This window comes from Leifsonia sp. Root4, from assembly GCF_001425085.1.
GTDB lineage: Bacteria > Actinomycetota > Actinomycetes > Actinomycetales > Microbacteriaceae > Microterricola.
Genome location: NZ_LMDN01000001.1, coordinates 383,111 through 398,133, shown reverse-complemented (window position 1 = coordinate 398,133; position 15,023 = coordinate 383,111). Strand labels below are relative to the sequence as shown.

The 15,023-nt window shown below is 65.7% G+C and carries 16 protein-coding genes; 15 read left to right on the top strand and 1 reads right to left on the bottom strand.

Annotation, left to right across the window (positions count from 1 at the left end):
• Positions 1-78: 78 nt before the first annotated feature.
• Complete coding sequence (prmC, locus tag ASC66_RS01920; RefSeq protein ID WP_055833941.1) at positions 79-960, top strand: peptide chain release factor N(5)-glutamine methyltransferase; 882 nt, start codon at positions 79-81, stop codon at positions 958-960.
• Between the two features lie 272 nt (positions 961-1,232).
• Here prmC and ASC66_RS01915 read toward each other — a convergent pair whose 3' ends face one another.
• Positions 1,233-2,198, bottom strand: a complete 966-nt coding sequence (locus ASC66_RS01915) for a TetR/AcrR family transcriptional regulator (RefSeq protein ID WP_055833938.1) — start codon at positions 2,196-2,198, stop codon at positions 1,233-1,235.
• A 131-nt stretch (positions 2,199-2,329) separates the two neighbouring features.
• On the opposite strand from ASC66_RS01915, the gene ASC66_RS01910 reads away from it, so the two are divergent.
• The 14 genes from ASC66_RS01910 (at position 2,330) to ASC66_RS01845 (ending at position 14,992) form a co-directional block, all read left to right on the top strand.
• On the top strand, positions 2,330-3,292 hold the full coding sequence (locus ASC66_RS01910) for an ATP-binding cassette domain-containing protein (RefSeq protein ID WP_055833936.1): 963 nt from the start codon (positions 2,330-2,332) through the stop codon (positions 3,290-3,292).
• Positions 3,289-4,080, top strand: a complete 792-nt coding sequence (locus ASC66_RS01905) for an ABC transporter permease (protein ID WP_055833934.1) — start codon at positions 3,289-3,291, stop codon at positions 4,078-4,080. Before ASC66_RS01910 ends, ASC66_RS01905 begins: the two co-directional genes overlap by 4 nt.
• Positions 4,081-4,435: 355 nt before the next feature.
• The gene (locus ASC66_RS01900) at positions 4,436-5,248 is read left to right on the top strand and encodes an L-threonylcarbamoyladenylate synthase (protein ID WP_055833931.1); all 813 of its coding nucleotides are present in this window, start codon (positions 4,436-4,438) and stop codon (positions 5,246-5,248) included.
• Positions 5,245-6,501, top strand: coding sequence for an MraY family glycosyltransferase (locus tag ASC66_RS01895; RefSeq protein ID WP_055833928.1), 1,257 nt, complete (start codon positions 5,245-5,247; stop codon positions 6,499-6,501). The genes ASC66_RS01900 and ASC66_RS01895 overlap by 4 nt, the downstream gene beginning before the upstream one ends.
• Entirely contained in the window at positions 6,498-7,013 is a 516-nt protein-coding gene (locus tag ASC66_RS01890) for a Cg1360 family ATP-synthase-associated protein (RefSeq protein WP_055833925.1), read from the top strand. The genes ASC66_RS01895 and ASC66_RS01890 overlap by 4 nt, the downstream gene beginning before the upstream one ends.
• Positions 7,014-7,187: 174 nt before the next feature.
• Complete coding sequence (gene atpB / locus ASC66_RS01885) at positions 7,188-7,985, top strand: F0F1 ATP synthase subunit A (protein WP_055833922.1); 798 nt, start codon at positions 7,188-7,190, stop codon at positions 7,983-7,985.
• A 48-nt stretch (positions 7,986-8,033) separates the two neighbouring features.
• Entirely contained in the window at positions 8,034-8,270 is a 237-nt protein-coding gene (gene atpE / locus ASC66_RS01880) for an ATP synthase F0 subunit C (protein ID WP_055833920.1), read from the top strand.
• A 28-nt stretch (positions 8,271-8,298) separates the two neighbouring features.
• A complete protein-coding gene (locus ASC66_RS01875; protein WP_055833918.1) occupies positions 8,299-8,865 on the top strand; it encodes a F0F1 ATP synthase subunit B in 567 nt (188 codons plus the stop codon).
• Positions 8,866-8,870: 5 nt separating this feature from the next.
• On the top strand, positions 8,871-9,662 hold the full coding sequence (locus ASC66_RS01870) for a F0F1 ATP synthase subunit delta (RefSeq protein ID WP_055833915.1): 792 nt from the start codon (positions 8,871-8,873) through the stop codon (positions 9,660-9,662).
• An 89-nt stretch (positions 9,663-9,751) separates the two neighbouring features.
• Entirely contained in the window at positions 9,752-11,389 is a 1,638-nt protein-coding gene (gene atpA / locus ASC66_RS01865) for a F0F1 ATP synthase subunit alpha (protein ID WP_055833912.1), read from the top strand.
• A gap of 55 nt (positions 11,390-11,444) precedes the next feature.
• Positions 11,445-12,344, top strand: a complete 900-nt coding sequence (locus ASC66_RS01860; protein ID WP_055833908.1) for a F0F1 ATP synthase subunit gamma — start codon at positions 11,445-11,447, stop codon at positions 12,342-12,344.
• A gap of 40 nt (positions 12,345-12,384) precedes the next feature.
• Entirely contained in the window at positions 12,385-13,848 is a 1,464-nt protein-coding gene (gene atpD / locus ASC66_RS01855) for a F0F1 ATP synthase subunit beta (protein WP_055833906.1), read from the top strand.
• A gap of 2 nt (positions 13,849-13,850) precedes the next feature.
• On the top strand, positions 13,851-14,111 hold the full coding sequence (locus tag ASC66_RS01850) for a F0F1 ATP synthase subunit epsilon (RefSeq protein ID WP_055833903.1): 261 nt from the start codon (positions 13,851-13,853) through the stop codon (positions 14,109-14,111).
• A gap of 119 nt (positions 14,112-14,230) precedes the next feature.
• Positions 14,231-14,992: a YaaA family protein gene (locus tag ASC66_RS01845; RefSeq protein ID WP_055833900.1), complete on the top strand. Its 762-nt coding sequence runs from the start codon at positions 14,231-14,233 to the stop codon at positions 14,990-14,992.
• The last annotated feature ends 31 nt before the right edge of the window (positions 14,993-15,023 follow it).

Genomic DNA, 15,023 nt, shown 5'->3' with positions numbered 1-15,023 from the left:
CGCTGAACCGTTGTCGGCACAGCGCGATCAACACTAGGCCTCTCAGTCAACACAGGCGAGTGCGTTACATTCCCTAACGTGAATGTTTCCGATAATGACGCCGCCCGTTCCCTCAGAGAGCTGCGCGACACCGCGGCGGCCCGGCTCGGCGCCGCGGGGATCCTCGACGCCCAGATCGACGCGGAGCTGCTGATCGGACACGTGCTGGATCTCTCCCGTGGGCAGCTGCAGGCGCGCATCGTCACCGACTCCACTCTGAGCGCGGCGCAGGCCGAGACGGTCGAGGAGATGGTCGAACGGCGTGCCGCTCGCGAGCCGCTGCAGCACATCACCGGTCTGGCGCCGTTCCGCTCACTCGAGCTGGCCGTCGGCCCCGGGGTGTTCGTGCCGCGTCCGGAGACCGAACAGGTCGCCCAGCTCGCGATCGACGCGCTGCACGCCGCGGCCGCCCCCAGCCCGATCGGGGTCGACCTCGGAACCGGCAGCGGCGCGATCGCGCTGGCGATGGCGACCGAGGTGCCGCGCGCACGCATCTGGGCGGTCGAGAACTCCCCGGAGGCATTCGTCTGGACCAGCCGCAACTTCCGTGAGACGGACGCCGACAATGCCACGCTGCAGTTCGCCGACCTCGCCGATGCGCTGCACGAACTGGACGGCACGGTGAGTGTCGTCATCTCGAACCCGCCGTACATTCCCCAGGACGCCATCCCGCGCGACCCCGAGGTGCGGCTGTTCGACCCCGAGCACGCCCTCTACGGCGGAGCGGACGGACTCGACGTCGTTCGCCACGTCTCCACGACCGCGATGCGTCTGCTGCACGCGGGCGGAACCCTCGTGATCGAGCACGGCGAGCTGCAGGCGGCGGAGATCGCCGCGCTGCTCACCGCCGACGGCTGGCGCGCCGTCGCCTCGCACCGGGACTTCACGACCCGCGACCGCGCGACGACCGCGCTGCGCTGACGCCGTCCGCTGGTTGAGCCAGCAACACCGTCACCCCGTTGGTTGAGCCTGTCGAAACCCCGTCCCGCTGCTTGAGCTTGTCGAAACCCCGTCCCGTTGGTTGAGCTTGTCGAAACCCCGGAAACCCCGTCCCGTTGGTTGAGCTTGTCGAAACCCCGTCCCGTTGGTTGAGCTTGTCGAAACCCCGTCCCGTTGGTTGAGCTTGTCGAAACCCGCTCCCACGGCCCGATCTCGGCAGGCTCAATCAACGGAGTCTGCGCGGCCTCGGCGCGCTACTTCGCCCGCGCCGCGCGTTCGACGGCTTGTTTGGTGACGTCGCGTTCGTGCTTGAGCGCCTCCCGCAGCCTCTTTTCGGCTTCTCGCCGAGCCTTCGCCGCCTCGCGAACTGCCTTGTCCCTGGCGATCACCGCGTCGGTGGAGGCGTCGCTGCTCCTGGTGGCGTCGGCGTCGACCGCTTCCCTGTCGCCCGACGCTCGCTCGACGAGCGCGACGTGCGCCGCGATCCCGTCGAGGATCCGCTCCCGCCCGAACTCGAAGTCGTCGCCCTCGTCCTCCTCGCCCGGGACGCCCGTGTAGACGCCGGCGGTGAGCAGGGGACTCAGATAAGGGAAGCGCTCCGGCGTGACCAGCTCAACGAGCAGTTCGTAGAAGTTCGCGCCGCTCACATCAGCGGGATCGGCGGCCGCGGCCGTCGCCGCGGCGATGTCACGGTTCTGTCCGGCGACTGCCCGCGCGTAGCTCGTCAGCAGCATGAGCGTTGCCATCTTCTCGCCGTCGCTGAGCGGCAGGGAGCGGACCTCGCGCAGGAACCAGTCGACCATCGCGAGACTGTTCGGCGTGATCGGCGCCCCGGAGATCGGGATGTCAATGATCCACGGGTGCTCCGTGTACACGTCGAGCAACGCGATCAGCCAGCCGCGCACGCCGTCGCGCCAGTTGTCCGCGCCCGGTTCCGGCGGGATCGGGCGCTCGCCGGCGGCCTCCTGCATGAGCAGGATCAGGTCGTCCTTGCTCGTCACGTAGCGGTAGAGCGACATGGTCGTGAAGCCGAGCACACCGGCGACCCTGCTCATCGACACGGCGGCGAGACCCTCAGCATCGGCGATGTCGATCGCCACATCGACGATGCGCTCGATGCTGAGCTCGCGCTTCGGGCCACGCTGCGGATGCGCGGCGACGCCCCAGGCGAGCGCGACGGCGCGGGGGAGTTCGGGCTCTGTGCGTGGCTGCTGGCTCATTGTTCCCGATCGTGACGTACGCCACCCGGCGAAATCGCACGAGGTGTTGACGACCAGTCTAGAACTGTGTATTAGTTAAACAACAGTTGATGTCATAAACAGTTTGGCATGTACACAGAAGGGTATTCGTCATGAACCTCGCGATCGAGGCAGCCGGCCTCACGAAACGGTACGGAAAGACAGAGGTGCTCAGTCACCTCGACCTCGCCGTGCCGCGCGGCACGATCTTCGCGCTGCTCGGGCCCAACGGGGCGGGAAAGACGACGACGATCAACATTCTGACGACCCTGGAACGAGCGGATGCCGGCACGGCGCGGGTCGACGGGGTCGATGTCGGCAGCGAGCCGAAGCAGGTGCGCAGCCGCATCGCGGTGACGGGGCAATCCGCCGCCGTCGACGGTGTGCTCAGCGGCGAGGAGAACCTGCGCATGATGGGGAGGTTGCTCGGCCTCGGCTCCCGTGAGGCCCGCGTGCGAGCGGGCGAGCTGCTGGAGAGCCTCGAGCTGAGCCCGGCCGCGCGTCGGCCGGTCAAGAGCTACTCGGGCGGAATGCGACGTCGCCTCGACCTCGCCATCAGCCTCATCGTCACGCGCCCCGTGCTCTTCCTCGACGAGCCGACCACCGGCCTCGACGCGAGGAGCCGGCAGCAGCTCTGGGGTGTGATCCGTTCGCTGGCGGCCAACGGCAGCACGGTGTTCCTGACCACCCAGTACCTCGAGGAGGCGGATGTGCTCGCCGACGACATCGCCGTTCTGAACGGCGGTCGCGTCGTGGCATCCGGAACCGCTGCCCAGCTCAAAGCCCGGGTCGGTGGGGAGAGCGTCGAGCTCCACGATGAGCTCGGTGCCCTGCTGTTCAGCGTGCCGAGCGATGGAAGTGTGCCCGGCGTCCGTGCCGCGATCGATGAGATCGATCGCCTCGGCCTTCGCGGAGTGATCAGCCTGCGTCGGCCCAGTCTCGACGACGTCTTCCTGGCGCTCACCGACCCCGGCACGGCCGAGAACCCAATCGCGCCGAACACACCGACCACGCCGGGCGATTCAGAGGCGCGGCGGGCGACCGTAGACACTCTCACCGGAAAGGCACTGCGATGATCCTCGAACCACTGACCACGCCCAGACGACTGCGCCCGTTCGTCGCAGAGGCCACGTTCATCAAGCGCAGCCTGCTGCACTCCGTGCGCAACGCCGACGTGTTGGTGATGGCCATCGTGTTGCCGACGATGCTGATGTTGCTGTTCACCTTCGTCTTCGGCGGTGCACTGGCCAGCGACGGTTCCTACGTGAACTACGTCGTACCCGGCATCATCCTGCTCTGTGCCGGATTCGGTGCGGCATCCGTCGCCGTCGACGTCTCCAACGACATGACCACGGGCATCATCGACCGCTTCCGCACCATGCCGATCCCTGCCGGAGCCGTGCTGGCCGGTCACGTCATCGCGAGCGTCGTGCGGAACCTCTTCGCCACCGCCGTCGTGGTGATCGTCGCCCTGCTCGTCGGGTTCCGCCCGACCGCCTCGTTCACGGATTGGCTCGCGGCGCTGGCCGTCGTCGCCGTGTACATCCTCGCCATCACGTGGCTCTTCGCCGCCATCGGACTCGCAGCGTCGAGCCCGGAGGCCGCAAGCGGCTACGGCTTCATCCTGCTCTTCCTGCCCTACCTCTCCAGCGCCTTCGTTCCGGTGGACACGCTGCCGAGCTGGCTGCAGTGGGTCGCGCAGAACCAGCCGATCACGCCCATCATCGAGACGATCAGAGGGCTCCTGCTCGGAACGCCCATCGGCGACTCCGTCTGGCTGGCGCTCGGGTGGTGCGGGCTGATCCTCGCCTTCTCGATCACCTGGGGCGCGATCCTGTTCGGGCACAGGACCGCCCGCAGCTGAGCCCGCCCCGCTGGTTGAGCTTGTCGAAACCCCGTCCCGCGGGTCGAGCACACGCCGATGGTTGAGCCTGTCGAAACCCCGTCCCGCGGGTCGAGCACACGCCGATGGTTGACCTTGTCGAAACCCCGGCAAGCAGCGGTTGCGGTTCGTGGGATTTCCTTGGTGGGGGCTGCCGCCTTTCGCGACGCTGCGCGTCGCGCTGGTTGAGCCCACCCCGCTGGTTGAGCCTGTCGAAACCCGCCGTGACGGATTTCGACAGGCTCAATCAACGGGAACCCCGATGGTTGAGCCCACTTCGCAGCCGCGGCCGGGCGTGCCAGATCTGTTCAGAAAGCCTGCAGTAGAATCATCGGAAATGGCTCCACACATCTACGACTGCTCGGTCGACACCGAACTCATGTCCGGAATGCGGCTGGCGCGCTCGGCGATCGGCCGTGGCGCGCTCGTCGTCATGCCCACCGACACGGTGTACGGCCTTGCCGCCGACGCCTTCAACCGCGACGCCGTGCAGCGACTCCTGGACGCCAAGGGCCGCGAGCGCAGCTCGCCGCCGCCCGTGCTCATCCCCGGCGTCGCAACGCTCGACGCCCTGGCCGCCGAGGTGCCGCAGGCCGTACGAGACCTCGTCGACGTGTTCTGGCCCGGCGGCCTCACCGTGATCCTGCGCGCGCAGCCATCCCTCAGCTGGGATCTCGGCGAGACCCGCGGCACGGTCGCGCTACGGATGCCGCGCAACCCCATTGCTCTCGAACTGCTCAGCGAGACCGGCCCGCTCGCCGTCTCCTCCGCAAACCTCACCGGCCTGCCGGCCGCGACCGACGCGGCGGGCGCCGCAGCGATGCTCGAAGACCGAGTCGACGTGTACCTCGACGGTGGGACGGCCGGCGTCGACTATGACGCCATCGGGGAACGCGCCGGCGACACCTCCTCGACGATCGTCGACGCCACCCACCTCGGCGAGCCCGGCGGACTGCTGCGCATCGTGCGCGCAGGTGTCATCTCCCGTGAACAGATCCAGGCCGTCGTCGGCGACCTCCTCGCCGGCGCGGACGCCGAAGCGCCCCAGGCGCCCGAGGTCAGTTCGCCTGCTGACGAGACCGTGACCCCCGAGGTCAGTTCGCCTGCTGACGAGACCGTGACCCCCGAGGCCCGGGAGCCGAGCGCGTGACGCTATTCGTGGTGCTCTCGCTGATCTCGGCGCTGGTCACCTTCGGCCTCTCGCTGCTGGTCTACCGTCTGGCGCACCGCTACAAGCTCTACCCGAAGATCCGCGCCAGGGATGTGCACACGCGTCCGACCCCGCGCCTCGGCGGCATCGCCATGTTCCTCGGCATCGTCATGGCCTTCCTGGTCGCCTGGCTGATCTCCGCTCAGTTCCCACCGCTCAAGATCATCTTCGACAACCCGGAACAGATCTTCGCGATCCTCGGGGCCGCGCTGCTCATCGTGCTGATCGGAGTCGCAGACGACATCTGGGACCTCGACTGGATGACCAAGCTCGCCGGCCAGTTCCTGGCGGCCGGACTCATCGCGTGGAAGGGCGTGCAGGTCTACTCGCTGCCTCTCGGCGGCGTGACGGCCATCGGCTCGTCCTGGATCTCGCTGCTCATGACGGTCTTCGCGATCGTCCTGGTCATGAACGCGATCAACTTCATCGACGGCCTCGACGGCCTCGTCGCGGGCGTCGCCCTGATCGGCAACGGTGCGTTCTTCCTGTACACCTACCTGCTGGTGCAGCAGACATCGCCGAGCAACTACTTCAACCTCGCCTCCCTCATCGCCGCCCTGCTCGTCGGGGCCTGCGTCGGCTTCCTGCCGCTGAACTGGCATCCGGCACGTCTCTTCATGGGGGATGCCGGCGCGCTGCTGATCGGCCTGCTGATGGCGACATCCGCCATCGCCGTCACCGCGCAGATCAGCCCGGCCTCGCTCGCCGGATCCGAGCTGTTGCCGGCGTTCATTCCGATCATCCTGCCGTTCGCCGTGTTGCTGATCCCGCTGCTGGACTTCAGCCTCGCCGTCTTCCGCCGGCTGCGCGCGGGCAAGTCGCCGTTCAGCGCCGACCGGAAGCACCTGCACCATCGTCTGCTCGACATGGGCCACTCGCACTTGCACGCCGTGCTGATCTTCTACGGCTGGACGGCCGTCGCCTCCATCGGTTGCCTGCTCTACTTCGTGCTGCCCGTCTACTTCGGCCTGTCGACGATGTACGCGACCGGTTTCATCGTGGTCGGCCTCGTCGTCTGCGCCGTCGTCACCCTGGCGCCCCTCAGCAAGCGCAAGGCGCTCGAGGTGGCCAGCCAGGCCGCGCCGGCCAATTCTCCGGATGCCGCGGCATCCGCATCGCTTGACCCGCTCGACGAGGCGTCAGAAGTACTCGATGCCATCGCCACACCCCCGATCCCCAAGGAAGCATCATGACCGGCACAACGCCAGCCAGCCAGCCCGCCAACAACACGCCGTCGTCGAACCCCGTGCTGCGCCGCGCCCTCGTGCTCGGCGGTGTGGTTGCGCTCGCGATCGCGGTGGTCGGCGGGCTCATCGGCTGGATCGTCGATGGCGGAGTCGGGCTCATCAGTGCGCTGATCGGCACCGCACTCGCCGTGATCTTCATGGGTGTCACCGCCGCCACGATCCTGTTGGCGAACCGCTTCAGCGGCTCCGATCTGTTCGTCGGCGCCTTCTTCGGCATCGTGCTCGGAGGCTGGCTGCTGAAGTTCATCGTCTTCCTCGTCGTTGTGATCGTGCTCAAGGACCAGAGCTGGATCAACCCGGTCGTACTGTTCCTCTCCCTGATCGCCGGCGTCATCGGATCGCTCATCGTCGACGTCATGGTCATGCTCAAATCACGCATGCCGTACGTGAGTGATGTCGTGCTGCCGAACCAGTCCTCGGACGCACCGGCCGCCGAGAATAAGTCAGACAACAACTAATTGCCAGAACCCTTGATCTCGATTCGGTCTCAGCCGTATATCTTGCTAGAGTGAGTGCAGTTCCCCCGGCTTTCTACGCGGCTTGATCGTGTCTGAAATCCGTTCCCATCGTTCGTCGCCGCGAGAGCAGAGCTCCCCGCCCCGAAACAGGAGATAGCGCTGCTAGCTACCGCTGTGAACCTGCTGGTCACATCCTCAACCGATGATGGCGGCTTCCACGCTCCGTCCATCGACGAATTCTTCCCGGAAGCGATCTTCTTCGCCGGTACGCCCTTCGAGATGAACCGCATCATTCTGGTGCAGTTCCTCGCGGTGGGCGTGCTGCTGCTGCTGTTCTGGCTCGGCACGCGCAAGATGAAGATCGTCCCCGGCCGATTCCAGAGCCTCATCGAGATGGGCCTGGACCTCGTCCGCGTCAACATCGCCGAGGACCTGCTGGGTCGTAAGGACGCCAAGCGCTTCCTGCCGATCCTGACGACCATCTTCTTCATGATCCTGTTCATGAACCTGACGGGAATCATCCCCGGCCTCAACATCGCCGGAACCGCCGTGATCGGCGTTCCGCTCGTGCTGGCGATTGTCGCCTACGTGACGTTCATCTACGCCGGCATCAAGAAGAGCCCGGGCAAGTTCTTCAAGAACTCGCTGTTCCCCGCCGGCGTTCCGCTGCCGGTGTACATCATCGTGACGCCGATCGAGTTCATCTCGACCTTCATCATTCGCCCGATCACCCTCAGCCTTCGTCTTCTGATGAACATGATGGTCGGCCACCTGCTGCTGGTGCTGTTCTTCGCGGCAACGCAGTTCTTCTTCTTCACAGCCGGTGGGCTGTGGTCAATCCTCGGTGTCGGCTCCCTCGCATTCGGACTCGCGTTCACGCTGTTCGAGATTCTGGTTGCCGTGCTCCAGGCCTACGTCTTTGCCCTACTTACCGCGGTCTACATCCAGCTCGCGGTCGCAGAAGAACACTAAAACGAACTCGGCAACCGCCGAATTCGCCCAACGGAAGGAAACACAAACGTGGACGCAACAACCGTTCTCGCCGAGATCACCGGCAGCATCGCAACGGTCGGCTACGGCCTCGCAGCAATCGGCCCGGCCATCGGCGTTGGTATCGTCGTCGGCAAGACCATCGAGGGTGTCGCCCGCCAGCCTGAGCTCGCCGGCCGCCTGCAGGTTCTGATGTGGATCGGTATCGCCTTCACCGAGGCGCTCGCCTTCATCGGTATCGCTACCGCCTTCATCTTCGGCTTCTAGTCCTCTTTTCGCTCTCTAAGGAGGCCTGATGCTTCACGCAGTGCTCGTAACTGCAGCCGAAGAAGCGGCACCAAACCCGCTTCTGCCGGCGACCTACGACATCATCTGGTCGGCCGTCTGCTTCGCCATCATCCTGTTCTTCTTCTGGAAGTTCGGACTGCCGAAGATGCAGATCATGCTCGACCAGCGTGCCGAGGCCATCGAAGGCAACATTGCCAAGGCCGATGAGGCGCAGCGCAAGGCCGAGGCCGCGCTCGAGGAGTACACCGCTCAGCTCGCCGACGCGCGCGCAGAGGCCGGGAACATCCGTGAGTCTGCACGTGAGGACGGCAAGAAGATCGTCGCAGAGGCCAAGACCTCCGCGTCGACAGAGGCCGCCCGCATCACTGCGTCGGCACAGGCTCAGATCGAGGCGGAGCGCCAGGCTGCTGTTGTCTCGCTGCGCTCCGAGGTCGGAACGCTTGCCATCGACCTGGCTTCCGGTGTGATCGGCGAAAGCCTCACCGACGACGCCAAGGCCAGTGCCATCGTCGACCGCTTCCTCGCAGACCTGGAGGCCGCCGAGAAGGCTGCGCCTTCGGCAGGAAAGAAGTAACAACCATGGGATCAGCGACCAGAGAGGCCCTCGCTTCGGCGAGAGCCGCACTGACCGCACTCAGCGGAGCCAACCTCGCCACCGGCGAGGAGCTCTTCGCTGCCAGCCGTGTCATCGGCAGCTCCAGCCAGCTCGTCCAGGCCGTAGCCGACCCGGGTGCGGATTCCGCAGCCAAGGTCGCGCTCGTTGACTCGGTCTTCTCCTCGCTCAGCGCCCCCGTGCGCGAGCTGCTCCGCGGCATCGCCGTGAGCCGCTGGTCGAGCCAGGAAGACGTGCTGGCGGCTATCGAGGAGTTGGGGCTGCGCGCGATCGCCGCCTCGGCTCCCTCCGGTGCCGCCATCGAGCAGGAGCTCTTCGCCTTCGGCGAAGCGGTCGCCGGCAACGCCGAGCTGGAGCTTGCGCTCTCGAACAAGCTCGGTGACCCGGTTGCGAAGTCGACCCTGGTCGCATCGCTGCTGGGCGGCAAGGCGTCGGCTCAGACCACGGCGATCGTGAACCAGCTCGTGCTGCAGCCCCGCGGCCGCCGCATCGGCGAGCTGCTGCGCTATGCGGCATCCGTCGTGGCCGACGAGGCGGGCTTCGGCATCGCCACCGTCACCTCGGCCGGGCCCATCGCTCCCGCACAGCTGCAGCGCCTCGCCGCGGCTCTCTCGGGCAGCTATGGCCGTGAGCTGCGGATCAACCAGGTTGTCGATCCCGCCGTCCTCGGTGGGCTCCGCGTTCAGATCGGCGACGATGTGATCGACGGCAGCATTGCATCTCGTCTCAACGATGTGCGAATTCAGCTTGCCAGCTGACCTTGTGTCAGCTGGAACATATTTGACCTCGACGCCGTAGGGCTTCGAAACGACAGAACCTGTACACCTCGTGCAGAAAAGGGAAGATGATGGCAGAACTCACAATCAGCCCCGATGAGATCCGCGACGCGCTCAAGGACTTCGTCAAGGCTTACGAGCCCGGCAGCGCTGCTGCAACCGAGGTTGGCCACGTGACGGATGCCGGTGACGGTATTGCTCACGTCCAGGGCCTCCCCGGCGTCATGGCCAACGAGCTGATCAAGTTCGCCGACGGCACCCTGGGCCTCGCCCAGAACCTCGACGAAGACGAGATCGGTGTTGTTGTGCTCGGCGAGTTCGGCGGCATCGTCGAGGGCATGGAGGTCACCCGCACGGGTGAGGTTCTCTCCGCCCCCGTCGGCGATGGCTTCCTCGGTCGTGTCGTTGACCCGCTGGGTGCTCCCATCGATGGTCTCGGCGAGATCGTCGCAGAGGGTCGCCGCGCGCTGGAGCTCCAGGCTCCCGGCGTCATGGCTCGCAAGTCGGTTCACGAGCCCATGCAGACCGGCATCAAGGCCATCGACGCCATGATCCCGATTGGCCGTGGCCAGCGTCAGCTGATCATCGGTGACCGTCAGACCGGTAAGACCGCTCTGGCGATCGACACCATCATCAACCAGAAGGCCAACTGGGAGTCTGGCGATGTCAACAAGCAGGTGCGCTGCATCTACGTTGCCATCGGTCAGAAGGGCTCCACCATCGCTTCGGTGAAGGGTGCGCTCGAGGACGCCGGTGCCATGGAGTACACCACGATCGTGGCCGCTCCGGCATCCGACCCCGCCGGCTTCAAGTACCTCGCTCCGTACACCGGCTCGGCCATCGGCCAGCACTGGATGTACGGCGGCAAGCACGTTCTCATCGTCTTCGATGACCTCTCCAAGCAGGCCGAGGCCTACCGTGCCGTTTCGCTGCTCCTGCGTCGTCCGCCGGGACGCGAGGCTTACCCCGGTGACGTGTTCTACCTGCACTCCCGTCTGCTCGAGCGTTGCGCCAAGCTCTCCGACGAGCTCGGCGCCGGCTCGATGACCGGTCTTCCGATCATCGAGACCAAGGCCAACGACGTCTCCGCCTACATTCCGACCAACGTGATCTCGATCACCGACGGCCAGATCTTCCTGCAGTCCGACCTGTTCAACGCCAACCAGCGTCCCGCTGTTGACGTGGGTATCTCGGTCTCGCGTGTCGGTGGTGACGCTCAGGTCAAGTCCATCAAGAAGGTGTCCGGAACGCTGAAGCTGGAGCTGGCGCAGTACCGCTCGCTCGAGGCCTTCGCGATGTTCGCCTCCGACCTCGACGCGGCCAGCCGTCGTCAGCTCGCCCGTGGCGCACGCCTCACCGAGCTGCTCAAGCAGCCGCAGTACTCGCCGTTCCCCGTCGAGGACCAGGTCGTCTCGATCTGGGCCGGAACCAACGGCAAGCTCGACGAGGTTCCCGTTGAGGACATCCTGCGCTTCGAGCGCGAGCTCCTCGACTACCTGGGTCGCAACACCGAGGTTCTGAACACGCTGCGTGCGACCAACGTGCTCGACGACGCAACCGTCGCAGAGCTCACGGCCGCCGTCGACACGTTCAAGCTGGAGTTCCAGACGGGCGAGGGCAAGCCGCTCGCTTCGGTCGGCAGCGAGAAGTTCGATGCCATCGCCGAAGAAGACGTCAACCAGGAAAAGATCGTCAAGGGCCGTCGCTAAGCGACGCCCGAGACGACTATTCGACTGTTACTGAACTAGGAACCACAGGAGAGACATGGGAGCGCAACTTCGGGTCTACCGGCAGAAGATCAAGTCTGCCCAGACGACCAAGAAGATCACTCGTGCCATGGAGCTGATCTCCGCATCACGCATCCAGAAGGCGCAGGCACGCGTCGCGGCATCAACGCCGTACTCGCGAGCCATCACCCGCGCCGTGTCGGCCGTGGCGACGTACTCGAATGTCGAGCACGTGCTCACGACCGAGCCGGAGAAGATCGAGCGGGCAGCCGTCGTCATCTTCACGTCGGACCGCGGACTCGCAGGCGCGTTCAGCTCCCAGGTGCTGCGTGAGGCCGAGGAGCTCAGCACACTGCTGCGCAGCCAGGGCAAGGACGTCGTGTACTTCCTCGTCGGGCGCAAGGCTGCGGCATACTTCACGTTCCGCAAGCGTGCATCCGAGCGAGTGTGGACGGGCGGCACCGACCAGCCTCAGTTCGAGGCTGCGAAGGAGATCGGCGACGCGCTGCTCGAGAGCTTCTTGCGCGACGCTGAGGATGGCGGAGTCGACGAGATCCACGTCGTCTTCAACCGTTTCGTGAGCATGGTCAGCCAGGTTCCCGAGGTTGTGCGTCTGCTTCCGCTTGAGGTCGTCGAGGGTGTGGAGGAGCCGGGTGACAAGCAGGTTCTGCCGCTCTACGAGTTCGAGCCCGACGTCGAGACGGTTCTGGACGCGTTGCTCCCGGTTTACATCGAGAGCCGCCTCTTCAACGCCATGCTGCAGTCGGCTGCTTCCGAGCACGCCGCCCGCCAGAAGGCGATGAAGTCGGCCAGCGACAACGCCGACAAGCTCATCACCGATTTCACCCGGTTGGCCAACAACGCGCGCCAGTCCGAGATCACGCAGCAGATTTCCGAGATCGTCGGCGGCGCCGACGCCTTGTCGTCCGCCAAGTAGACCTAGTTTTTTACGAAGTAAGCCCAGAAGAGAGAGAACAATGACTGACACTGCTACCGCGCCAGTCCAGGCTGAGAGCACTGCGGGCGCCGTTGGCCGGATCGCCCGTGTGACCGGCCCCGTGGTCGACATCGAGTTCCCGCACGACTCCATCCCCGGCATCTACAACGCGCTGAAGACCGTCATCACCATCGCCGGTGTGTCGACGACGATCACGCTCGAGGTTGCCCAGCACCTCGGTGACGATGTCGTGCGCGCCATCGCCCTGAACCCGACCGACGGTCTGGTCCGTGGCCAGGAGGTGACCGACACCGGTGCGCCGATCTCGGTTCCCGTCGGCGACGTCACCAAGGGCAAGGTCTTCAACGTCATCGGTGAGGTGCTCAACGCAGCCCCCGGTGAGACGATTGAGATCACCGAGCGCTGGCCGATCCACCGCAAGGCTCCGGCCTTCGACCAGCTCGAGTCCAAGACCACGATGTTCGAGACCGGTATCAAGGTCATCGACCTCCTGACCCCCTACGTGCAGGGTGGAAAGATCGGTCTGTTCGGTGGTGCCGGTGTCGGCAAGACCGTTCTGATCCAGGAAATGATCCAGCGCGTTGCGCAGGACCACGGTGGAGTGTCGGTGTTCGCCGGTGTCGGTGAGCGTACCCGTGAGGGCAACGACCTCATCCACGAGATGGAAGAAGCAGGCGTCTTCGACAAGACCGCCCTTGTCTTCGGCCAGATGGACGAGCCGCCGGGAACGCGTCTTCGCGTCGCCCTCTCGGCACTGACCATGGCTGAGTACTTCCGCGACGTGCAGAAGCAGGACGTTCTGCTCTTCATCGACAACATCTTCCGCTTCACGCAGGCCGGTTCCGAGGTGTCGACCCTTCTCGGTCGTATGCCTTCCGCCGTTGGTTACCAGCCGAACCTCGCCGACGAGATGGGTGTGCTCCAGGAGCGCATCACCTCGACCCGCGGTCACTCGATCACCTCGCTGCAGGCGATCTACGTTCCCGCCGACGACTACACCGACCCGGCACCGGCGACCACCTTCGCCCACCTCGACGCCACGACCGAGCTGTCTCGTGCGATCGCGTCGAAGGGTCTGTACCCGGCCGTTGACCCGCTGACCTCGACCTCGCGCATCCTCGACCCCCGCTACCTGGGTGAGGACCACTACCGCGTCGCGACTGCGGTCAAGCAGATTCTGCAGAAGAACAAGGAACTCCAGGAGATCATCGCCATCCTCGGTGTCGACGAGCTCTCCGAGGAAGACAAGATCACGGTGTCGCGTGCGCGCCGTATCGAGCAGTTCCTCTCGCAGAACACCTACATGGCCAAGAAGTTCACCGGCGTCGAGGGTTCCACGGTTCCGCTCAAGGAGACGATCGAGTCGTTCGACGCGATCGCCAAGGGTGAGTTCGACCACGTCGCCGAGCAGGCATTCTTCAACGTCGGTGGCATCTCCGACGTCGAAGAGAAGTGGGCTCAGATCCAGAAAGAGAACGGCTAAGCATGGCCACGCTGTCCGTGAGCGTTGTCTCGGCCGACCGGGAGATCTGGTCAGGCGAGGCAACCCAGCTCATCGCTCGCACCGTCGAGGGAGAGATCGGTATTCTCCCCGGCCACGAGCCGCTGCTCGCAATCCTCGCCCGTGGCGAGGTGCGCGTGACGCTGCCCGGCGGTGAGAAGATCACTGCTCAGGCGGATGACGGATTCCTCTCGGTTGAGAACAACACCGTTCAGGTCGTTGCCCGTCAGGCCGGTCTGGTCTAACCAGACCCGCTCCAGCTTCACCACATCGCCGGGACCTTGGCGCGCGCAAGCGCTGCCGGGTCCCGGCGATGTGCATTTCCCCGCTCGTTCGCCCGCTCACACACAGAGGCTCCCACTCGATGCTCATCCTCCTCCCGCCCTCCGAGACCAAGCGCGATGGCGGAGACGGGGCCCCGCTGGATCTCGGTGAACTCGCATTCGCGGGGCTGGCATCGGAGCGATGGGCGCTCGTGCGGGCGCTGCGCACGCTCGCCGACGACACCGACGCCTCGGTCGCTGCGCTCAAGCTCGGCCGCACCCAGCTCTTCGAGGTTGAGCGCAACCGTCAGCTCACGGCATCCGGAACGATGCCGGTCATCGACCGCTACACCGGCGTGCTCTACGACGCGCTGGACGCCCCGTCGCTCTCGAGCGATGCGCGGGCATTCGCCCACAACCACCTCGTCGTGCACTCCGCACTGCTCGGCCCCGTCGCAGCGCTCGACCCCGTTCCGGCGTATCGGATGTCACACGACTCCCGCCTGCCGGAACTCTCGCTCAAGCGGCACTGGGGCACGAGCATCCAGGCCCAGTTCGCGCCGCTGTCCGGCGTGCTGCTCGACCTCCGCTCCGAGGCGTACACGGCGCTCGGGCCGTTGCCCGTGCGGGAGGGCAGCGCCTACCTGCGCGTGCTGAGCGCGGGGGAGGACGGCCAGAAGCGGGCTCTCAACCACTTCAACAAGAAGTCCAAGGGGGAGTTCACCCGGGCCGTGCTCGAGGCCGGAGTCGACTTCGCGAGCCTCGATGAGCTGCTCGCCTGGGCGCCGAGCGCCGGACTGACGCTGCAGCGGCACAAGCCGGCGACCGCGGGCAAGCCCGAGGAGCTCGCACTCATCGTCTAGCCACCCACCGCGGTGCGCTCAGCTGGCGCGG